Origin of the sequence: Nocardia blacklockiae (assembly GCF_015477355.1) — a bacterium.
GTDB classification, from domain to species: Bacteria; Actinomycetota; Actinomycetes; order Mycobacteriales; family Mycobacteriaceae; genus Nocardia; species Nocardia blacklockiae.
The window spans coordinates 1-17463 of record NZ_JADLRJ010000014.1; the positions used below are offsets into that span (position 1 = coordinate 1).

General features: G+C 71.5%; 18 protein-coding genes. 6 read left to right on the forward strand and 12 right to left on the reverse strand.

Annotated features, from left to right (window positions below):
- Window positions 1-714 precede the first annotated feature (714 nt).
- Window positions 715-1344, forward strand: coding sequence for a YdcF family protein (locus IU476_RS29950; RefSeq protein WP_195105658.1), 630 nt, complete (start codon window positions 715-717; stop codon window positions 1342-1344).
- A 53-nt stretch (window positions 1345-1397) separates the two neighbouring features.
- On the opposite strand, the gene IU476_RS29955 is transcribed toward IU476_RS29950, so the two are convergent.
- Together IU476_RS29955 and IU476_RS29960 are read right to left on the reverse strand one after the other, a co-directional pair.
- Window positions 1398-2615: a PucR family transcriptional regulator gene (locus tag IU476_RS29955; RefSeq protein WP_195105659.1), complete on the reverse strand. Its 1218-nt coding sequence runs from the start codon at window positions 2613-2615 to the stop codon at window positions 1398-1400.
- A 416-nt stretch (window positions 2616-3031) separates the two neighbouring features.
- The gene (locus IU476_RS29960; RefSeq protein ID WP_195105660.1) at window positions 3032-4462 is read right to left on the reverse strand and encodes a lipase family protein; all 1431 of its coding nucleotides are present in this window, start codon (window positions 4460-4462) and stop codon (window positions 3032-3034) included.
- 375 nt (window positions 4463-4837) lie between these two features.
- Between IU476_RS29960 and IU476_RS29965 the strand changes: the two genes are divergently transcribed.
- Window positions 4838-5491 carry an NAD(P)H-binding protein gene (locus tag IU476_RS29965; protein ID WP_195105661.1) on the forward strand — a complete coding sequence of 218 codons (654 nt, stop codon included), beginning with the start codon at window positions 4838-4840 and terminating at the stop codon, window positions 5489-5491.
- A gap of 54 nt (window positions 5492-5545) precedes the next feature.
- Here the strand turns inward: IU476_RS29965 and IU476_RS29970 are convergent, their stop codons facing one another.
- Window positions 5546-6760, reverse strand: coding sequence for a lipase family protein (locus tag IU476_RS29970; RefSeq protein WP_195105662.1), 1215 nt, complete (start codon window positions 6758-6760; stop codon window positions 5546-5548).
- 217 nt (window positions 6761-6977) lie between these two features.
- Here IU476_RS29970 and IU476_RS29975 point away from each other — a divergent pair, with 217 nt between their 5' ends.
- Complete coding sequence (locus IU476_RS29975; RefSeq protein ID WP_195105663.1) at window positions 6978-7199, forward strand: hypothetical protein; 222 nt, start codon at window positions 6978-6980, stop codon at window positions 7197-7199.
- 500 nt (window positions 7200-7699) lie between these two features.
- On the forward strand, window positions 7700-8284 hold the full coding sequence (locus IU476_RS29980; RefSeq protein ID WP_195105664.1) for a hypothetical protein: 585 nt from the start codon (window positions 7700-7702) through the stop codon (window positions 8282-8284).
- Between the two features lie 30 nt (window positions 8285-8314).
- Here the strand turns inward: IU476_RS29980 and IU476_RS29985 are convergent, their stop codons facing one another.
- The 4 genes from IU476_RS29985 to IU476_RS30000 all read right to left on the reverse strand — a co-directional run bounded on the left by IU476_RS29985 (window position 8315) and on the right by IU476_RS30000 (window position 10968).
- Complete coding sequence (locus IU476_RS29985) at window positions 8315-9109, reverse strand: RNA polymerase sigma factor SigF (RefSeq protein ID WP_195105665.1); 795 nt, start codon at window positions 9107-9109, stop codon at window positions 8315-8317.
- Window positions 9099-9530, reverse strand: coding sequence for an ATP-binding protein (locus IU476_RS29990; protein ID WP_195105666.1), 432 nt, complete (start codon window positions 9528-9530; stop codon window positions 9099-9101). Before IU476_RS29990 ends, IU476_RS29985 begins: the two co-directional genes overlap by 11 nt.
- A 278-nt stretch (window positions 9531-9808) precedes the next feature.
- The gene (locus IU476_RS29995; protein ID WP_195105667.1) at window positions 9809-10492 is read right to left on the reverse strand and encodes a PAS and ANTAR domain-containing protein; all 684 of its coding nucleotides are present in this window, start codon (window positions 10490-10492) and stop codon (window positions 9809-9811) included.
- 80 nt (window positions 10493-10572) lie between these two features.
- Entirely contained in the window at window positions 10573-10968 is a 396-nt protein-coding gene (locus tag IU476_RS30000; protein ID WP_195105668.1) for an STAS domain-containing protein, read from the reverse strand.
- A gap of 398 nt (window positions 10969-11366) precedes the next feature.
- Between IU476_RS30000 and IU476_RS30005 the strand changes: the two genes are divergently transcribed.
- Both IU476_RS30005 and IU476_RS30010 read left to right on the forward strand, forming a co-directional pair.
- Window positions 11367-11594 (forward strand): DUF6480 family protein, encoded by a 228-nt coding sequence (locus tag IU476_RS30005; RefSeq protein WP_195105669.1) that lies wholly within the window; start codon window positions 11367-11369, stop codon window positions 11592-11594.
- 155 nt (window positions 11595-11749) lie between these two features.
- Complete coding sequence (locus tag IU476_RS30010) at window positions 11750-12598, forward strand: hypothetical protein (protein WP_228824558.1); 849 nt, start codon at window positions 11750-11752, stop codon at window positions 12596-12598.
- A 21-nt stretch (window positions 12599-12619) separates the two neighbouring features.
- Here the strand turns inward: IU476_RS30010 and IU476_RS30015 are convergent, their stop codons facing one another.
- The 5 genes from IU476_RS30015 to IU476_RS30035 form a co-directional block, all read right to left on the reverse strand.
- Complete coding sequence (locus IU476_RS30015; RefSeq protein WP_195105670.1) at window positions 12620-13453, reverse strand: acyl-CoA thioesterase domain-containing protein; 834 nt, start codon at window positions 13451-13453, stop codon at window positions 12620-12622.
- An 82-nt stretch (window positions 13454-13535) separates the two neighbouring features.
- Window positions 13536-15881 carry a phosphoketolase family protein gene (locus tag IU476_RS30020; RefSeq protein WP_195105671.1) on the reverse strand — a complete coding sequence of 782 codons (2346 nt, stop codon included), beginning with the start codon at window positions 15879-15881 and terminating at the stop codon, window positions 13536-13538.
- A 186-nt stretch (window positions 15882-16067) separates the two neighbouring features.
- The gene (gene mbp1 / locus IU476_RS30025) at window positions 16068-16319 is read right to left on the reverse strand and encodes a microaggregate-binding protein 1 (RefSeq protein ID WP_195105672.1); all 252 of its coding nucleotides are present in this window, start codon (window positions 16317-16319) and stop codon (window positions 16068-16070) included.
- A gap of 98 nt (window positions 16320-16417) precedes the next feature.
- On the reverse strand, window positions 16418-16957 hold the full coding sequence (locus IU476_RS30030) for a DUF6328 family protein (RefSeq protein WP_195105673.1): 540 nt from the start codon (window positions 16955-16957) through the stop codon (window positions 16418-16420).
- Window positions 16954-17391, reverse strand: coding sequence for a ChaB family protein (locus tag IU476_RS30035; RefSeq protein ID WP_195105674.1), 438 nt, complete (start codon window positions 17389-17391; stop codon window positions 16954-16956). Before IU476_RS30035 ends, IU476_RS30030 begins: the two co-directional genes overlap by 4 nt.
- Between the last annotated feature and the right edge of the window lie 72 nt (window positions 17392-17463).

Genomic DNA, 17463 nt, shown 5'->3' on the forward strand with positions numbered 1-17463 from the left:
CGAACGCCGCCAGGAACGCCGTCGACGGCGGACCGAAACCCACCGTGTCCGACGAATGCCCACCCGAGGACCCCGAACTCGACCCCGACCCCCCATAACAATCACCCGAACCGTTACCCGACCCCGCGCCACTCCCGGACGTACACGCGGACCCGGAACTGCCCGCGCTCCCGGAATCGGCGATCGGATGCGCCGCCGGATCCTTCAAACCCCGACCGATCACATCGGCCAACTGCTCCACGGTCGGCGCCGGCGCGGGATCGGCGCTGGCGCCGACACTCCCGAAGCCCACGGCGAGCAGCGAGACTCCCACGAGCACCGCGGCGCTCAAGGGCCTGCGGCGGGTACTTCGTTTCATTCCATGCCTTCCTGCAGAACCACAGCGTTCTCCAGCTTCGGACCCGGCACGAGGTCGGCCGGGCCGTAACTGCGCTCACACGCTAGGTCCGCCGAACAGGCGCCGGAACGAACTACAGCACGGTCTTCGAAATCTCACGAGCGGCGCGCGGGGGCGCAGTGAGAGTTCACTGTCCGGGAAATTCCGGGCGGCACGTCGTCACATCCCGCGGGCTGTCGCATTCACAATTGCCCCGCGACCTGCGCCGTGAGTTATCCAGCGCGGCAACCTATCACGGTCCGATCACGGAAATCGCATGCATCATCTCCGTAGTAATTCCGCTCCGCCGGCTCCGGCGGTTCTCTCCGGGAGTTCCGATGTCCCACACCACGATCCCGCTGCTGCGATCCGGTACCCGTTTCCTGGCCGGCGCCGCCATCGCCGCCGGCCTGTTGCTCAATGTGCCTGCGGCACAGGCCGACCCGTTCCTCGACACGGTGACCGCCGTGCTGGAAACGGTCGCGACCTTCGACACCAGCCCGCCCGGGCCGCCGCTGCCCGCGCCGCGCGGACCGGGTACGGCGATCGTGGTGCTCGGGTACGGGCTGGAACCGGACGGGCGGATGCGCGGCGAGCTGATCGACCGGCTGGAGGCCGGTTTCGTGCAGGCCGCCGTGTCGCCGCAGTCGCCGATCATCGTGACCGGCGGCAATCCGCGCGGCGGCGTCACCGAGGCCGACGCGATGGCCCGCTGGCTGGTCGAGCGCGGGATCGCGCCCGACCGCGTGCACGTCGAGGCGGCCGCCACCGACACCCGCGAGAACGCCGCGAACTCGGCCGCGCTCATGCGCGGGCTCGGGCTCGGCGACGCGGTGCTGGTCACCTCGGCCGACCACATGCCCCGCGCCGCCGCGATCTTCGCCGACGCCGGTGTGCCGGTGGTCGGGACGGTCACCCCCGACGGGCTGCCCCCGCTGCTCCTGGTTCCGTTCGGGCCGCACGAGTAGACAGCGCGAATCCCTCGGCCGGACGTCCCGGGCCGAGGGATTGCCGCGACCGCTCAGGCCGCGTCGAGGTCGTGGGCCAGCAGCGCGAGACTGGCCCGGGAGATGCCCTCGGGATGCGACAGGTCGATGCCCGCCAGCCGCTCGATGCGGCGCAGGCGATGCGACACGCTGTTGGGATGGATCCGCAGCCGGCCCGCGGTGGCGCGGCGGTCGAGACCGGCGGCGAGGAAGCCGCGCAGCGTGTCCAGCAGTTCGGGGTGCGGCGCCAGCGGATCGAGGGCCGCGGCGAGGTGTTCGCGCGCCGGGCCCGGCCGGGTCAGCTGGTACTCAACGGCCACGTCGGCCATCCGGTACAGCCCCGGCGGGCGTTCCAGGGCGCGCACGAGTTCGAGCAGTTCGCGGGCCTGCTCGGCGAGTTCGGGGATGCGCTCGGTGGCGCCGGTGACCACGGTCGCGGTCAGCGGCACCGAGGCCGCCGCCGACAGGACGTCGAGGGTGTCGCCGGTCATGGCGAGCGCGCCGTTGAGCCCCGCCGGGTCCTCCACGGGCACCAGGATCGTGCCGCCGTCGACCGACAGCAGCGACAGTGCCCGCGAACCCAGCACCGGCGCCAGCGCGCTCTGCAGCCGCCGTAGCTTGCGCCGGGCCACGCCCTCGGTGTTCAGCTGCGGGTCCTGCTCGCCGGGATGCGGCGGGATCGACAGCGCCACCACCTGATACGCGGCAGCGACGGTGATGCCGGTACGCCGGGCCAGGGCCTCGCGCCCGTGCCCGCTCAGCAGGGCCGTCACCAAAGTCTGTGCGGCCGTTTGGTGGTGGCGGGCCGCGAGCCGGTGTTCGTCGAGATACGCCGAGGAGGTCGCCACGGTGACGGTCTCGAGCACGCGCAGCACGTCCTCGGTGCCGGCCAGCAATTCCGCCGGGGTGCAGCGCTGTTCGGCGGCGACCTGCTCGAAGCCGCGCCGGATCGCCTCGTGGTAGGCCCGCAGCACGGTGTCCAGGTCGATGCCCTCGCGGGCCCAGTCGGCGGCGTGGCCGACCAGTTCCGTCAGCCCGGCCGCCTCCTGCGGACCCGATGCCGACAGCGCGCGCAGCGCCAGCGCCAGGCATTCGCGCACACCTGAGGTGAGGCCCGCGGCGCTGGTGCGTGGTCCCGGCCGGTCGCCGCGGAAGTGTTCGGCCAGCTTCGTCGCCAGCGGACTCGGTATGTCGGGCGCCGGCTCGGCGGTGCGGCCGGGCGGCGGGCTCAGGACCGGTGCGGAAGAAGTCATCGGGTCGCTCCAGAATGTCGTGACCGCGGCGGGTACCGCCGGGCGCCAGGGGTGAGGTCGCGCCCGGCGGATCGATCCACTGCTGCGCACTCGCACCGTGCAACGGAGGGGGTTGGTAGTCCACATGCGACGGTGCGGCGGTGCGCCGGCGGGCGGTCGGATTCTGTCTCGGGGCAACCGCCCGACGATGGCTGGCCCGGCTACCGAACCGGCGCCTCCTTTCCTGTCCGGGTGCGGCGCGCCGACGCCAGGCGCGGCGCCGACCGCGCAAACACCGGCGCCGCGCTCATATCACGGTACGGCCACGAAACCGCACTCCGGTGAATCGACCTGAATCCGATGACAATTCATGAAGGCCGGGTCGCGGAACTAGGGGCTGCACACAAATAGGAACCGAGGAAATCCGTGGGGAAATATCAGCACTCGTTCGGCGCGGGCGCGCCTTGCAAACGCTGGTCCAGCCAGATCATCGCATCCGGGTAACCGGTCCCGGCGGCGATGATGTGCTCGCCCGGCACGCTGCGGTACACCGCGGGCACGCCCAGGGCACACTGCTCCCGATAGAAGGTGCGGGCTCCCTCGGCGGGGATCCACCACTCCTGCTCGCCGTTGTAGACATACAGCGGCACAGCCGATTTCATGCCCTGCATCCGGGTGACCTGATAGATCTCGGTGGCGACCTCGCTGTGCAGCGGGTCGGGGATGTCGGAGGCCAGATCGATCGGCAGCATCAGCACGCCCGGCAGCGCGAACACGCCCGCGCAGGTGTCCTTCAGCGGCGAGATCGCCGCCCAGCGCGCGAGATTGTTCATCCGCGCCAGCATCTCCGGGCGCTCGCGGGCGACGCCGAAGGTGGCGGCCAGGAAGATGCCCGAGGCCAGGTTGGCGTTCATGCTGCGGCCCAGCAGTTCGTAGTCCACCGGCACGCCGCCGAGCGCGGCGCCGAGGATCGCCGGGGCCAGTTCCGGTGCGTAGGAGTCGATCAGCGCGACCGCGCCGCGGGTGGCGATGGCGCCGCCGGAGTAGCCGTGCATGGCGTAGCCGCTGCCGGCGAACTCGCCGCCGGGCAGGGCGCGGGCGGCGCGGATCGAGTCCAGCACCGCGTGCCCGGCCACATACGGCTCGGCGTAGGCCATGCGCGGGCCCTCGTGGTCGGGAATCAGGACGGCGTAACCCCGCAGGACCGCCAGCTGGGTGGTCGGCGGGATGTAGTCGGTGCTGCCGTTGTCCAGGGAGAAGCCGTGTGCCAGCGCGTAACTCGGCGTGCACTTGCGGCCGAGAGCGTCGATCGGCAGGTTGTTCACCAGCACCGGGCGGCTGCCGGGGCCGGCCCACCGGCCCGTCGGGATCACCAGGGTCGCGGTCGCGTAGGAGGGCGCGCCGTGCGCGTCGGTGGTGCGGAACTTGACCTGGAGCACCTGTCGCACCGGGACGAGCAGCATCGGCCCGGCGACCGCGGTCACGTCGCGCGTCTCGAGGATGTCACCGGGTGCGTGGTCCGTCAGATCCGGCGGCCACAGATCGAACATCGGGTCGCCGGCGGGCTTGGGCATCACCGCGTCCTGCAGGCCGACCAGGGCCGGCGGCAGGTCGGCGCTGGACGACGCCGGGGCCGCGGGCGTGATGATCGGCGGCGGTGGCACCACGACGTTGAGCCACTGTTGCAGATCGGGCACGTCCAGCCCGGCGGGCAGCGAGATCGCCGGCGGCGCCACGGGATTCGCCGCCGGCGGGGCGGGCAGCCCCGGCAACGGGATCGCCGGCAGCGGCGGCTGCCCCTGTGCGACGGCCGCCGTGGGCCCGCACAAGATCAACACCGCGATGACGAGGACACGCCAGCCACGCATGACTCACCCCCAAGTGAGTTCGCACCCGATCTCCGCCACGCGGGTCCGGCCCCATGACTCCCGGACCCGCCTGATCGGGTTCCTCGAAGGCTACCGGCGCGGAATCGGTTGAGGCCGTGATTTATTCGTTCGTGCGCATCGTGAGTCCGGTTCGATACCGGACGGCACGACACCAGTCGGCGGCGCGTCCCCGCCCACCCCGGGCGACCAGCGGTTAGTCCACGCGGCAGGGTTGCCGAGCGCTCCGGCGCCGGACCCGGTACGGCAGGGTCGCGAGCCCGGGCGGGGCGGGGCCGCTCCGTAGGATGGCGGTGCGTTGCGATCGCCGCGGCCCACCACGCCGCGGACCATTCGACACCAACGGAACGGAGAGCCATGCGCATCGTTATCGCGGGCGGACACGGCAAGATCGCACTGCTGCTGGCGGATCTGCTCGGCCGGCGCGGCGACGAGGTGGTGAGCCTGATCCGCAACCCCGCGCACGCCGACGAGGTGGCGGCGACCGGCGCGCGCCCGGCGGTGCTGGATCTGGAGGGCGCCACGGTCGAGGAGATCGCGGCCGTCCTGGCGGGCGCCGACGCGGCCGTCTTCGCCGCCGGAGCGGGACCGGGCAGCAGCGCGGAACGCAAGTACACCGTCGACCGGGACGGGTCGGTGCTGCTCGCGGCGGCCGCGCAGCAGGCGCGAGCCACCCGCTTCGTGCAGATCTCGACCATGGGCGCCGGCAAGCCCCCGGCGGCCGACCGGGACGAGGTATGGGCCGCCTACATCGACGCCAAGACCCAGGCCGAGGACGACCTGCGGGCCCGCGACCTGGACTGGACCATCCTGCGGCCCGGCCGCCTCACCGACGAGCCGGGCGCGGGCCGGGTCACCCTGGTGGAACCGCCGGGCGACTACGGCTCGATCCCGCGCGCCGACGTGGCCGCCGTCATCGCCGAACTGCTGGCCGCGCCGAACACCGCGGGGAAGACGCTGGAACTCGTCGCGGGCCCCGCCACGATCCCGGACGCGGTCGCCGCGATCTGAACCCGGCCGAGTCTCCGGCCCGCCGGGCGGCGGGCCGGGCGAGCGGCGTACCGCTCAGCAGTTGCTCGGGGCGGGCTCGTTGCGGCTGCGGGCATCCAGCCAGGTCAGCACCTCGGGCAGGCCCAGTACCGCGGCCGTCAGGTGATCGGGCACCGGGATCGTCTCGGCCTGCAACCGCACTCCCGCGGCACACCAGCGCCGGTCGGTGTTGACGATCGCGTCGACCGGGACCAGGCCGTCGATCGGCGAATGCCATTCCAGCACCGGCATATTCGGCACGCTGTCCTCGTAGAGCTCGAGGCTGTTCTCCTCGATCACCTTGCGCGCCTCGGGATCCTCGGTCATCTTCGTCGTCTTCGCGAAGTCGAGCGCGCCGCGCCCGGCGCCGGCGGCGAGCAGGTCGTTGGTGCAGCCGTTGGCGATCTGCCGCCCGACCACCAGGCCCTGATCGTTGAGCTGGTCGGAGATCGGGAAGCGGTCGGGGTACTCGCGCTCGAGCCCGAGCCCCGCGGCGAACGCGAGACCGAACACCGGGTGCGCGCCGTAGCCCAGGCCCTCGAGCATCTTCACCAGGTTCATCGGGACGCCGCCGGCCGCGGCGCCCGCGATGTGTAGGTCCGGCGCGTACTTCGGCGCCAGCGCGGCCGCCCACGCCGTCGCCATGCCGCCGCCGGAGTAGCCGGCCATCGTGACCGGGCTGTGCTCGAGCCGCAACTGCTTGACCCGCTGCACGGCGCGGATGCCGTCGAGGGTGATCTGCCCGCCCAATTTGGCTGCGCCGTAAGCGAACTGGGGGCCGAGGTGATCGGGCAGCGCGATGGTCCAGCCGCGCTGCAGCACCACGTTGTAGGCCGGCGCCTCACGCACCATCAGGTTCGGGTCGGTGGTGTAGAGGGTGTGCGAGATCGAGCATTCGGTGCCCAGGCCGTTGATGATGGTCTGGTAGGACAGCAGCGGGCCGTCGGTGGCCCGGTTGCGCGGCGACAGCACCGTGGTGGTGGCCGCGATCGGCTTGTCCTCGGAATTGGTCGAGCGGAACTTGATCAGCCAGATGTCGGTGTCGGGAAAGATCGGCAGCGGCGGCAACGCCCGCATGCCGAGAATGTCCCCCGGCTCGTGCTCGGCGACATCGCCGGGCGCGGCATAGAACGGATCGGGATCGGCGGCCGGATAGAACGGCTGCCCCGCCGCGGCCCCCGCCGCGGCCGCCAACAGAACCAAGCTTCCGGCGCAGGCACCCAACGCGCGCCGAATCGCGAACTTCCCCATGGGCGTGAACATTATCCGGTGCCACCGACAAGTGCCTATCGGGATCCCAGATCCTGAGAAATCACAAGGGCCGCCGATATGAGGCTGTGTTGCGCGACGAAATCGCGCCGAAATCTGTTGATAGCGGTTACACGAACGTACCTTCGGAATCGGCGCGGCTGCCCGGTCCATCGGCATCGGCATCGGCAGTCGGCGCAGAAGGAGAAGGAGCACGGCTATGTACACTCCCGACACCGTCACCGAGGCGCCCAACCGCCGGGTCACCGTCTATTTCGACGGCCCCGATCCCGGCGACGAGCTGGTGCTCGAATACGCCGCCACCCGCGCCGAAGCCTGGGAGTTCGCTGCCGCCGCAGTCCATTCGGGGCTCGCGGTCACGATCGATACCAAGGTCCGGCCCGGTATGCGCCCGCTGCCCTGCCGCAGTCTCTGGCACTGATCCCCCTGGCACCGTCCCGGTGCGCCGCGTTTCGCCGCGGGGCGGGACTCCCCACCTGCCCCGCCCCACCCGACCCGAAAACGCTTGTGACACAGCACAAGACGTAAGGTGCCCACCGGACGGACGATGAGCGGTATCCGTCCGGTGGGCGCACCGCCGCGCGGCGGTTGCGTTGGGGTCCGAGCAGGTGGGAGTCATGGGGTCCCTGCTCGACGCGTCCACCCGAGTGCGGCGGTCGGCGCTCGCCGGCCAGGATGTTCGGCGGGTTGGCTGAACGGCGGGCGCACGATTCGGAACGACGATGTTCACCGGCGGCGCGGGATCGCGCCGCATGCACTCACAGTACGGCGCGACCGGTACGCCCGCGATCGGAGCGCGCGGCTCTGGTCGTTGTCATAGGTCACCGCGGAAAACCTTGGTAGCGCGCACAGGATGATTGCCTTCGCGGTCGCCGGGTAATCGCCGAACGTCCTGCCTGTGACACGGTCGAGGAGGTTCTCATGCACAGCGAAAGCGGCACGGGCGAAGCGATTCCCCAGCACGAGCCCGCCGAGCCGATCCCCGCCCGGACACCGTCGAGTCCCGTCGCCGACCTCGGCCCGCAGGGCCCGATTCCCGACGCGGGCGTCCCCGACCCGCTGCCCGGCCCCGGCCCGGCCGTCCCCGCACCCGGTCCGCAAGGCCCCCAGCCGAGTGCCGAACCGCCGACGCCCTATCCGAGTCCGCCGGGTGAGGCCATGTATCCGCCGCCGCAGGGCCCGGTCTCCGACTCGGTCCCGCCGATTCCCGCCCCCGACCCCGCGCCGGGCGGCCCGCCGGTGGAACCGCCGCGCCCGAATCCGAACCCCGAGCCGCCGCGGCCCGATCCGCACCCGGAGCCACCGCGCCCGAACCCGAATCCCCAACCGCCGCACCCGGATCCGTATCCGGAGCCGCCGCGGCCGAATCCCGTGCCGCCCGGGCCGGAACCGCAGCCACCGCTGCCGGGCCCGGTGCCGCACCCGACGCCGCCGGGCCCGAATCCGGCGCCGGAACGCCCGCCGGAGCCCTACGATCCGATTCCGCCGGGGCCCACGGCCCGCTGACCGCCCGCCGCCCGCCCCGAGCGGGCGGCGTCAGTCGCGCAGGGCTTCCTCGCGCAGCCAGGTCAGGGTCTTGGCGAGGATGCGCGAGACGTGCATCTGCGAAATGCCCAGCGCCTCCGCGATCTGCGTCTGGGTCTTGGCCTCGAAGAACCGCATGATCAGCACCTGCTGCTCGCGGTCGGGCAGATCGGCGATGAGCGGCTTGACGGCCATGAACTCCTCGACCCGATCGTATTGCGGCTCCGGCTCGCCGAGCACCTCGCGCAGCGACAGCGGGGTGTTCTCGCCGTCGTCGCCGGACACCGATTCCAGCGAGGAGAGCTGATAGGCGTTGCCCGCGATCAGCGCCTGGGTGACCTCGACCAGATCGACGTCGAGTTCGGCGGCGATCTCGCGGGCCTTGGGCAGCCGCCCGAGCCGCTGCGCCAGCTCGTCCACCGCGGCGCCGATCGACAGCTGAATCTCCTTGGTGCGCCGCGGCACCCGCACCGCCCACGTATTGTCGCGGAAGTGTCGACGCACCTCCCCCATGATGGTCGGCACGGCGAACGACAGGAACGACGACCCGCGCGTGACGTCGAACCGGTCCACCGCCTGCACCAGGCCGATCCGGGCCACCTGCAGCAGATCGTCGAAGTTCTCGCCGCGCCCGGAGAATTTGCGGGCGATGTGGTCGGCCAGCGGCAGGCAGAGCTGGATTATCTTCTCCCGCAACGCCTCTCGTTGCGGGTCGGCGGGGTCGAGCGCCGCCAGTGCTTCGAATTCCGGTTCGATATCGTCGTAGCTGTCGCCGCCGCGACGGCGCCGTCCGCGCTCATCCGCCATCGGCCTCACCTCGTGCCCGGCTGAACTCGACCACCACCGGGTATCCGCTGCGGGCGGTGTCGAAGTCGTCGGTGCGAGCGCTGAGGGTGTGGGTGATGGTCTGCAGCACGTGCCAGCCGAAACCGTTCTCGTCCAGCGCGTCCTCGATTTCGGCGACACCGGTGACGCGCACCGTCATCGCGTCGTCGGCGGCGGCGAACTCGCAGTCGATCTCCGACCCCGGCACCGCCTCGGCGATCAGCGCCGTGGCGATCTCGTCCAGCGCGACCCTGATGTCGGTCACCTCGTCCAGCGCGAAATCCGCGATCAGCGCGACCGTCTCGGCCAGCGCGCGCAGCATGGTGAGCTGGTTCAACTCGGCAGGCACCCGGATACCGACACTCGAAGTCTGTACCGGGGATTTGGAAACCCACTCGCTCATCGACACTTGCCTCTCCTCCCAACCGGTGAACCCGGCGGGGACTCGCGGACCCCGACCGTTGCGCCAACCGTACGACCTCAGGTCCATGATCCGACGAATCCCTCCGCAACGGCGGTCGGACACGGACCGGCCCGCAGGGGCGCGACGGCAGGGTACCGGACCGGGCGCGACGCGATCGAAGGCGGGAACGGGCAATCCACGGGGCGGACCTTTCTGCTCGGGCGGCCGTTCATTGCGCACATACCCGGAGCCGACCGCACGAAACGCCCCCGGGCCGGTCAGCCCGCGTGGTTCTCGTGCACGGTGAGCAGCAGGTGGTCGAAACGGGCGCGCACCTCCGGGTTCCAGCCGCCCATCCCCCGCATCCCGGTCACCAGCGCCTGCGCCAGCGTCCGCAGCTTCACGTTGGTCTCCTGCGACCGCCAGGTCAGCACCCGGAAGGCCTGTTCCGAGCCGATGCCGTAGATGAGCATGAGCGCGCCCTTGGCCTGTTCGATCACCGCGCGGGACTCGTACAGCTCGGGGAGCGTGTCGGTGAGGGTCTCCTGCCGGTGCTCGTCGAGGGTCTCGGTGACGTCGACGTAGTAGCCGCTGGTGCCGACGACGGTGCCGTCCTCCTCGTCGAACATGTGGTCGCCGACGACGAGCACGTGGTGGACCTCGCCGGCCGTATCGATGATCCGGTGGCGGCTGCAGAACGGCTGGCCCTCCTCGATCGCGCGGGCGAGGGTGCTCGCGACCGCCTCGCGATCGTCGGGATGTTTGTGGGAGAGCAGCAATTCGGTGTCGGGGCGGGCGGTGCCGGGCCGGTAGCCGTGCATGGCGGCGACCTCGTCGGACCACTCCCACCGCTGGTCGGCGAACCAGAACCGGAAGGTGCCGACGTGCACCGGTGTTCCGGCGCCCACGACCTGCTCGAAACTGCGCGATTCCTCGGTAGTGAGCTCCCCGCTGTGTGTCACCCCCCGAGTATCCGCCGACGGGCCGGTGCCGACGGCGGAACCGCGGGACCGGGCGGGTCCCGCGGCACTTCTCCGGCGGCCTACCTCTCCAGTGCCGCCTGCATGGTGGCGTAGTAGCGGAACAGCGGGCGCATGCCGGTGATCTCCAGCACGCGCTCGATTTCGCGGCGACCGCAGACCAGTCGCAGATCCACCCCGGCCGTGGCGGCCGCGGCCTTGGCGGCGGCGAGCGCCCGTGCGGAACCGATGCTCAGGAAGCGGGTGCGGCGCAGGTCGAGGACCACCGCGCGGGACGTGGTGTCGACGGCGCGGGCGACGGATTCGCCGAACATCGCGGCGACGGCGGCGTCCAATTCACCCTCGACCCGGACGACGGTGTGCTGCCGGCGCCGATCGCGGACGGGTGTCGGGGGCGGGCCGAGGCCATCGGGGTCCGCCGCGTCGATGTGGCGGTGGAGAACGGCAATCGCAGACATAACTAGAGCCTCCCGTGCAATGGGCTTGCCAGTTCCGCACGGAGATCGGGACCGCGCTGCCGGGCGACGATCGTCGTTGCTACGGACCGTCTGCCGGCTCGTGCGAACGGATTCCGCGTCTGAACCGGGGTCGGCTGTAGTCTCAACCTCGTTACAGTGTGCCACGCCCGGGGCCGCACTGTCATCGGCACAGCGGCGGAGATCACCGGCCGTGCGCCGCCAGGTCCGCGATTCCCCGAAAACCTCTGCCGCTCCGCCCTTTTCGTTTCGCACATCCCCGCGAAGCGGAAGTAGGCCCTCCGTTCGCGGGGTTCACCCGCACGCCGCGTGGTAAACCGCGCGGGTCGGGGTAGCCGCACGGCAGGGAGATCGTGTTTCCGCAACGACGGGAGTAGACCATGTCCATGGACCCTGACCCCGCCCGCACTCCGGATCTGGAGTCCGGCGGCGGTGTCCGGCCGGGCGCCACCCCGCCGGACACGGCGCAGACCTCCGGCCTGTCCGCGCCCGAGCCGCGCACCCGGCACCGGTTCCCGCCCACCGGCGCCGCCACGATCGTCGTCGTGATCGCGCTGGTCGCGCTGTTCGCCGTCTTCGCCGTGCTGTTGGTGGTGTCGCTGTTCTGACCGGATCTCGGCGCGGCCGCGGCGAGATCACCGCCGCGGCCCGCTCCGTCATCGCGCCGATGCGATGGCGATATGCATACTCACCTGCATGAACACCTCCGCGACGAATGCCGGGTTCGCTTGCTAGCGTGCCCGATTCGGGGTAGATGTTCGGGGTGACAGTCGATCGGGCGCAGATCTCGGCGCAGCGACGCAACTGGGCGCAGCTGCCCGCAGTCACCCGAGCCGCTGTCGAAGCGCTCACCGGGCCGGTGCTGCGCGCCGAATCGATCATCGCCGGATTCAGCAGCCATCTCGCGGCCGTGATCGACACCGCCGAGGGCCGGACGTTCGTCAAGGGCATGCGCATCGACGATCCGGAGGTCTGGACCCAGCACCGCGAGGCGGTCCTCGGCCCGCACGTCACGCCGATCGGGCCGCGGCTGCGCTGGCAGATCGCCGCGGGCGGCTGGGATCTGCTCGGATTCGAGTACGTCGCAGGACATTTCGCCGATTACCGGGTCACTGCCGACCTGGCCGCCACTGCGGCCGCGATGGCCGTCCTGGGTCGCCTGCCCTGTCCGCCGGGCCTGGAATTGAAGGACGCCGAGGTGCGCTGGGGCGCCTACCTCGACGATCCCGCCGAAGGCGCCCGGTTCGCCGGCACCACCCTGCTGCACACCGACTGGAACTACAGCAACGTGCTCGTCGGCGAGGCGGGAGCGCGGCTGGTCGACTGGCCGTGGGCCACCCGCGGCGCGTCCTGGATCGACCCGTGCTGCTGGATCGTCTGGCTCGTCTTCGCCGGTCACGAACCGGCCGCGGCCGAGCGGTGGGCGGCCCGGGTGCCCGCGTGGCACAGCGCCGGGCCCGGGGACCGGCCGTGGTTCGCGACCGCGCTGGCCGCCGAATGGACCGCGACCGCGACCCGCAACCCCAATATCTGGACCCACGGACTGCGCGACGCCGCGCGCCGCTGGGCCGCCTACCAGCTGCGCGTCGAGCCGCCCGGCACACCCCGCTGAGCGGGCGCGAGCATCGGCCGGTCAGCCGCCGGCGGCCGCGATCACGCCGTCGAGGTGACCGGCGGTGATCTGCCGGGCCGCGTTGGCCACGGCCGTGATCATCGCGCTGCCGAAGGGGCCGTGCCGGTCGAACAGCGTCGCGGTACCGACCGCGATCCCGCGCTCGCCCAGATGGTTGTCGGCCTCGAGGCCGATCTCCGCGCCGCGCGGCAGGCGCGCGAACGCCACGGTGAGATCGGTGTTGATGAACCCGACGCCGGCGTCGGACCAGTTGGTCACCATGCTGGTCTGTTCGGCGGCCATCGACGCGAGCACGAACGGGGACAGCGGCTCGCCCGCGACCACCCGCAGCGGACGCTGCCAGCTGCGCTTGCGGCTGGCGTTCTCGTGTTCGGAGGGCACTCGCGACCACTTCTCGGAGTCGTCGCTGTGCCACATCGGCGCGGCCGGGCCGTCGCCGGGCAGCGAGTATTCGGCCGGCGGCGCGAGCGGGCGCGCGTCCCGGGTCCAGATCGCGCCCGGCGGGTCCTGCGAGGGCCGCAGGAACACCACCGACGCGCGGGCCGCCGGAGCGCCGTCCTGCACCACCGCGGCGTCGGCCAGACGGATCCGGTTGCCGCCGCGCACCAGGCTCGTCGTCACCGTCAGCGGCCGCATGCGAGCGGGCTTGAACAGGTCCACCGTCAGCCGCACCGGCACGAATCCGTCGGCGCCGTGGTCGTTCTCCAGCGCCCGGGCCAGCAGCCCGCACAGCGCCGGGCCCACGATCTGGTCCGCGGACCACTGACTCGCCGCGACGGGACGCGGCGTGAAGCCCGCGCCCTCGGCATCGAAGTACCCGTACGATTCGCTCACCGCGCCACGTCCTGCCCGTTCCCGTCGCACCCGCGACCGATCTTGTTCCTGCAGGCAGATATACCCGGGTATGAAACCGGTTTCAATGGTGATCCGCGTCTCCGGGCCAGGTCCAGTCGGTGATCTCCGGCAGGTCGGTGCCGGTGTGCTCGGCGTGCACGGTGTTGGCGTGCAGCCGGTGCAGCAGCTGGTCGCGCAGCTCGCCGACCCGATCGCCGAGCCGGGGCACCCGCTCGAGGACGGCCAGGGCGAGCTGGTAGCGGTCGATGCCGTTCATCGCGCACATCTGGAACGGCGTCGTGGTGGTGCCGTTGTCGTGGAAGCCGTGCACGTGCAGCTGGTCGTGGCCGGGCCGGCGGTAGGTGAGCTGGTGGATCAGCCACGGGTAGCCGTGGAAGGCGAACACCACCGGCCGGTCGGCCGTGAAGATCTCGGCGTACTCGCGGTCGGGGATGCCGTGCGGGTGCCGGTCCGGCGGGAACAACCGCCCCAGATCGACCACGTTGACGAAACGGATGGCCAAGTCCGGCACCAGCTTTCGCAACAGCGCGGCCGCGGCGAGCGCCTCCTGGGTGGGCACGTCGCCGGCGCAGGCCAGCACCGCGTCCGGCTCGCCGGCGCCGGCGGTGCTCGCCCAGTTCCACACGCCGAGCCCGCGGGTGCAGTGCTCGGCGGCGCGCTCGCTCGAAAGGTATTGCAGCGCGGGCTGTTTGCCCGCCACTACGACGTTGACCCGGCCGCGCCCGCGCAGGCAGTGGTCGAACACGTGCAGCAGGCAGTTGGCGTCGGGCGGCAGATACACCCGGCCCACCTCCGGACGCTTGCTCAGCACGTGGTCGATGAATCCCGGATCCTGGTGCGAGGCGCCGTTGTGGTCCTGCCGCCACACGTGCGAGGTCACCAGGTAGTTGAGGCTGGGAATCGGTGTGCGCCAATGATATTGGGACGCCTCGCGCAGCCACTTGGCATGCTGCACCACCATCGAGTCGACGATGTGCGCGAACGCCTCGTAGGTGGAGAACACCCCGTGCCGCCCGGTCAGCAGGTAACCCTCCAGCCAGCCCTGGCACAGGTGCTCCGAGAGCACCTCGAACACCCGCCCGTCGGGCGTCAGCCGCTCGTCGGGCGGACCGGCCGGGAGCTGCCAGCGCCGCCCGGTCACCTCGAAGATCGCGTCGAGGCGATTGGAGGCGTGCTCATCAGGGGCGAAGAACAGCATGCGGTCGGGATTGGCGCTGAGAGTGTCGCGCAGATACTGCCCGAGCACCCGGGTCGCCTCCGCCTGCCGGGTGGCGGGCTCGCCGACGTCCACGGCGTGTGCCGTCACGTCCGGCAGCCGCAGGTCCACGCTGTCGCGGGCGTGGGCGAGCGGATTGGCGCTCATCCGCAGCTCCCCGTCGGGACACAGCGCGCGCACCCGCGCGACGGGATCGCCCGCGGCGGTGAACAATTCCTCGGGGCGGTAGGACCGCAGCCAATGTTCCAGCAGCGCACGGTGATTCGGGTTGTCGTACGCCGCGTCCAAGGGAATCTGGTGGGTGCGGGCGGTGCCCTCCAGCGGCTCGCCGTCCACCTCGGCGGGGCAGGTCCAGCCCTTCGGCGTCGCCAGGATGATCATGGGCCGCGCGAGATCGGCGCCCGCGCGGATCTCGTCGATCCGCTCGAAGGCGCTGTCCAGCGCGGCCGCGTACTGCTCGTGCACCTTCGCGGGATCGTCCCCGGCCACCACTGTCGGCGCCCAGCCGTGCGCCGCCAGCAGCGCGGTGACGTCGTCGCGGCGCATCCGGCCCAGCACGGTCGGATTGGCGATCTTGTACCCGTTGAGGTGCAGGATCGGCAGCACCGCGCCGTCCCGGGTGGGATGCAGGAACGCCGGCGCGTGCCAGCTCGCGGCCAGTGGCCCGGTCTCGGCCTCGCCGTCGCCGATCACGCACGCCACCGTCAGCTCCGGATTGTCCAGCGCCGCACCGGTCGCGTGCGCGAGCGAGTACCCCAGTTCACCGCCCTCGTGGATGGAACCGGGCAGGTGCGGCGAGGCATGGCTGGGCACACCGCCGGGAAAGGAGAAGCGCTGGAACAACTCTCGCATCCCCGCCGCGTCCCGGGCCGCGGCCGGGTGCCGCTGCCCGTAGCTGCCCTCCAGCCACGCCGCGGCGTTCACCCCGGCCGCGCCGTGGCCGGGCCCGGCGACGAACAGCACCGACCGGCCGTCGCGCACGATCAGCCGGTTCAGGTGCCCGTAGGTGAGGGTCAGTCCCGGCACAGTGCCCCAGTGGCCCAGCAGCCGGCGTTTGAGGTGCTCGGGCCGCAGCGGCTCGGCGAGCAGCGGATTGTCCAGCAGGTACAGCTGACCCACCGACAGATAGTTCGCCGCCCGCCACCACGCGTCGACGGCTTCGAGATCGCTCGCGTTCGCCACCGGTACCACTCCTCACTGCCGTCACGGACCTCGTGTGCTCGAACGAATGCCCTGCTCCTCGTGCCGGGAACGGTTCCCCCTGCGCGTACCCGGGCCCGCGGCGCTCACACGCGGCGAGGCGAACGGGTGCACACACAGCAGTTGCCCGGCGTCGTCGCCGGGCAACTGTGGTTCTGACGGAGAAGGACGCCGGGGTCAGCGGTCCCCGCGCTGGTAGGCGCGCTGGCGCTGCTCGTCGGCCTCGGCCTTCGCCCGCTCCTTCTCGGCCTGCGCCTCGCGCTTGGCCGCCTCGCGCTGGGAGTCGGCCCGATCCTGCTGGGACCGGCCCTCCTCGCGCAGCTCGTTGTTGCCGAGCAGGGCGCCGGCGGTTTCCTTCGCCTTACCCTTGACGCCCTCGACCGCTCCCTCGAGGCCTTCGCGAGCGCCACCCTTGTCGTGTTCGGACATGACATTCACCTCCAGAATGTCGGTATCACTGACGTTTTCGGCCTACCCGGGCATTCGCGACCGAAACACACTGCGCAACAGTGTGTTTCAGACCACGCTCAGGGCTGCTGGCCGGACGGACCGGTCTGTCGGCGCTGATGCCACGGATGCGCCACCCACACGAGGACGAACAGCAGCGCGAAGGCCGTCCCCGCCACCACCCCGGCCACCGCACCGGCCACGGCGTCGAAGATCAGCACCGCCACACCCGTCAGCGCCATGCCCAGCAGCGCCAGCCCGGTGAGCGCGAACCGGTGCGCGGCGGCCACCGCGCGCCCCAGCCGGTGCCGGCGGAACAGGATGCGGTGCGCCGCCACCGGAGCGACCAGGAAGACCGTCGCGGCGATGGACGCCGCCACGGTGGCCAGATACAGCCACCGCATGGGTCGCGAGAGCAGATCGTCGAACTTGGCCTGGAACGGCAGGGTCAGCAGGAACCCGGTCAGCAGCTGCACACCGGTCTGTACGACGCGGGTCTCCTGGATGAGCGTCGACCAGTTGCGATCCAACCGCTCGGTCCGAGTTTCGTGCCGCGCCTGCCAATTCCACGCCTGGTCCCCTCCGGCCGGTGCGCTGTCCGCGGCACCGGCGGCGGTCATGCCGGGGTCCGCTTGCCGCGACCGCGGGACCGGGCCCGGCGGTTGTACTTCTCGATGGCCTCGACGAGCTGGTCCTTGGTCATCTTCGAGCGGCCCGAGATCTCCAGCCGCCCGGCGATATCCAGCAGGTGCCGCTTGGACGCGTTGGCGTCCACGCCCTCGGCGGTCTCGCCCGACGCGTTCGGGCCGCCGCTCTCGGCGCGTTCGTCGGACGGCCCGCGGCGCTCCTTGGCCTCCCAGTGGTCGCCGACCTTCTCGTAGGAGTGCTTGAGCGCGGCGTAGGCCACCCGGTGCGCCCGCTGCTCGCTGCCGTACTCGCGCAGCGCCGAATCGTGCGTCTCGGCGAAGATCCGCTGCGCGTGCTCGTCGGACTTGCGCAGCGTGCTCGGCAACTCGGTGGGCTTGGGCGCCCCTCGCTGATCTGTCTTCGGCATCATCGTCCCTTTCGCTGTCGGGTGCGGCCGGCGCCGGCCGACGCCGGTCGGACAGGTCGCGTCGTACTCGTC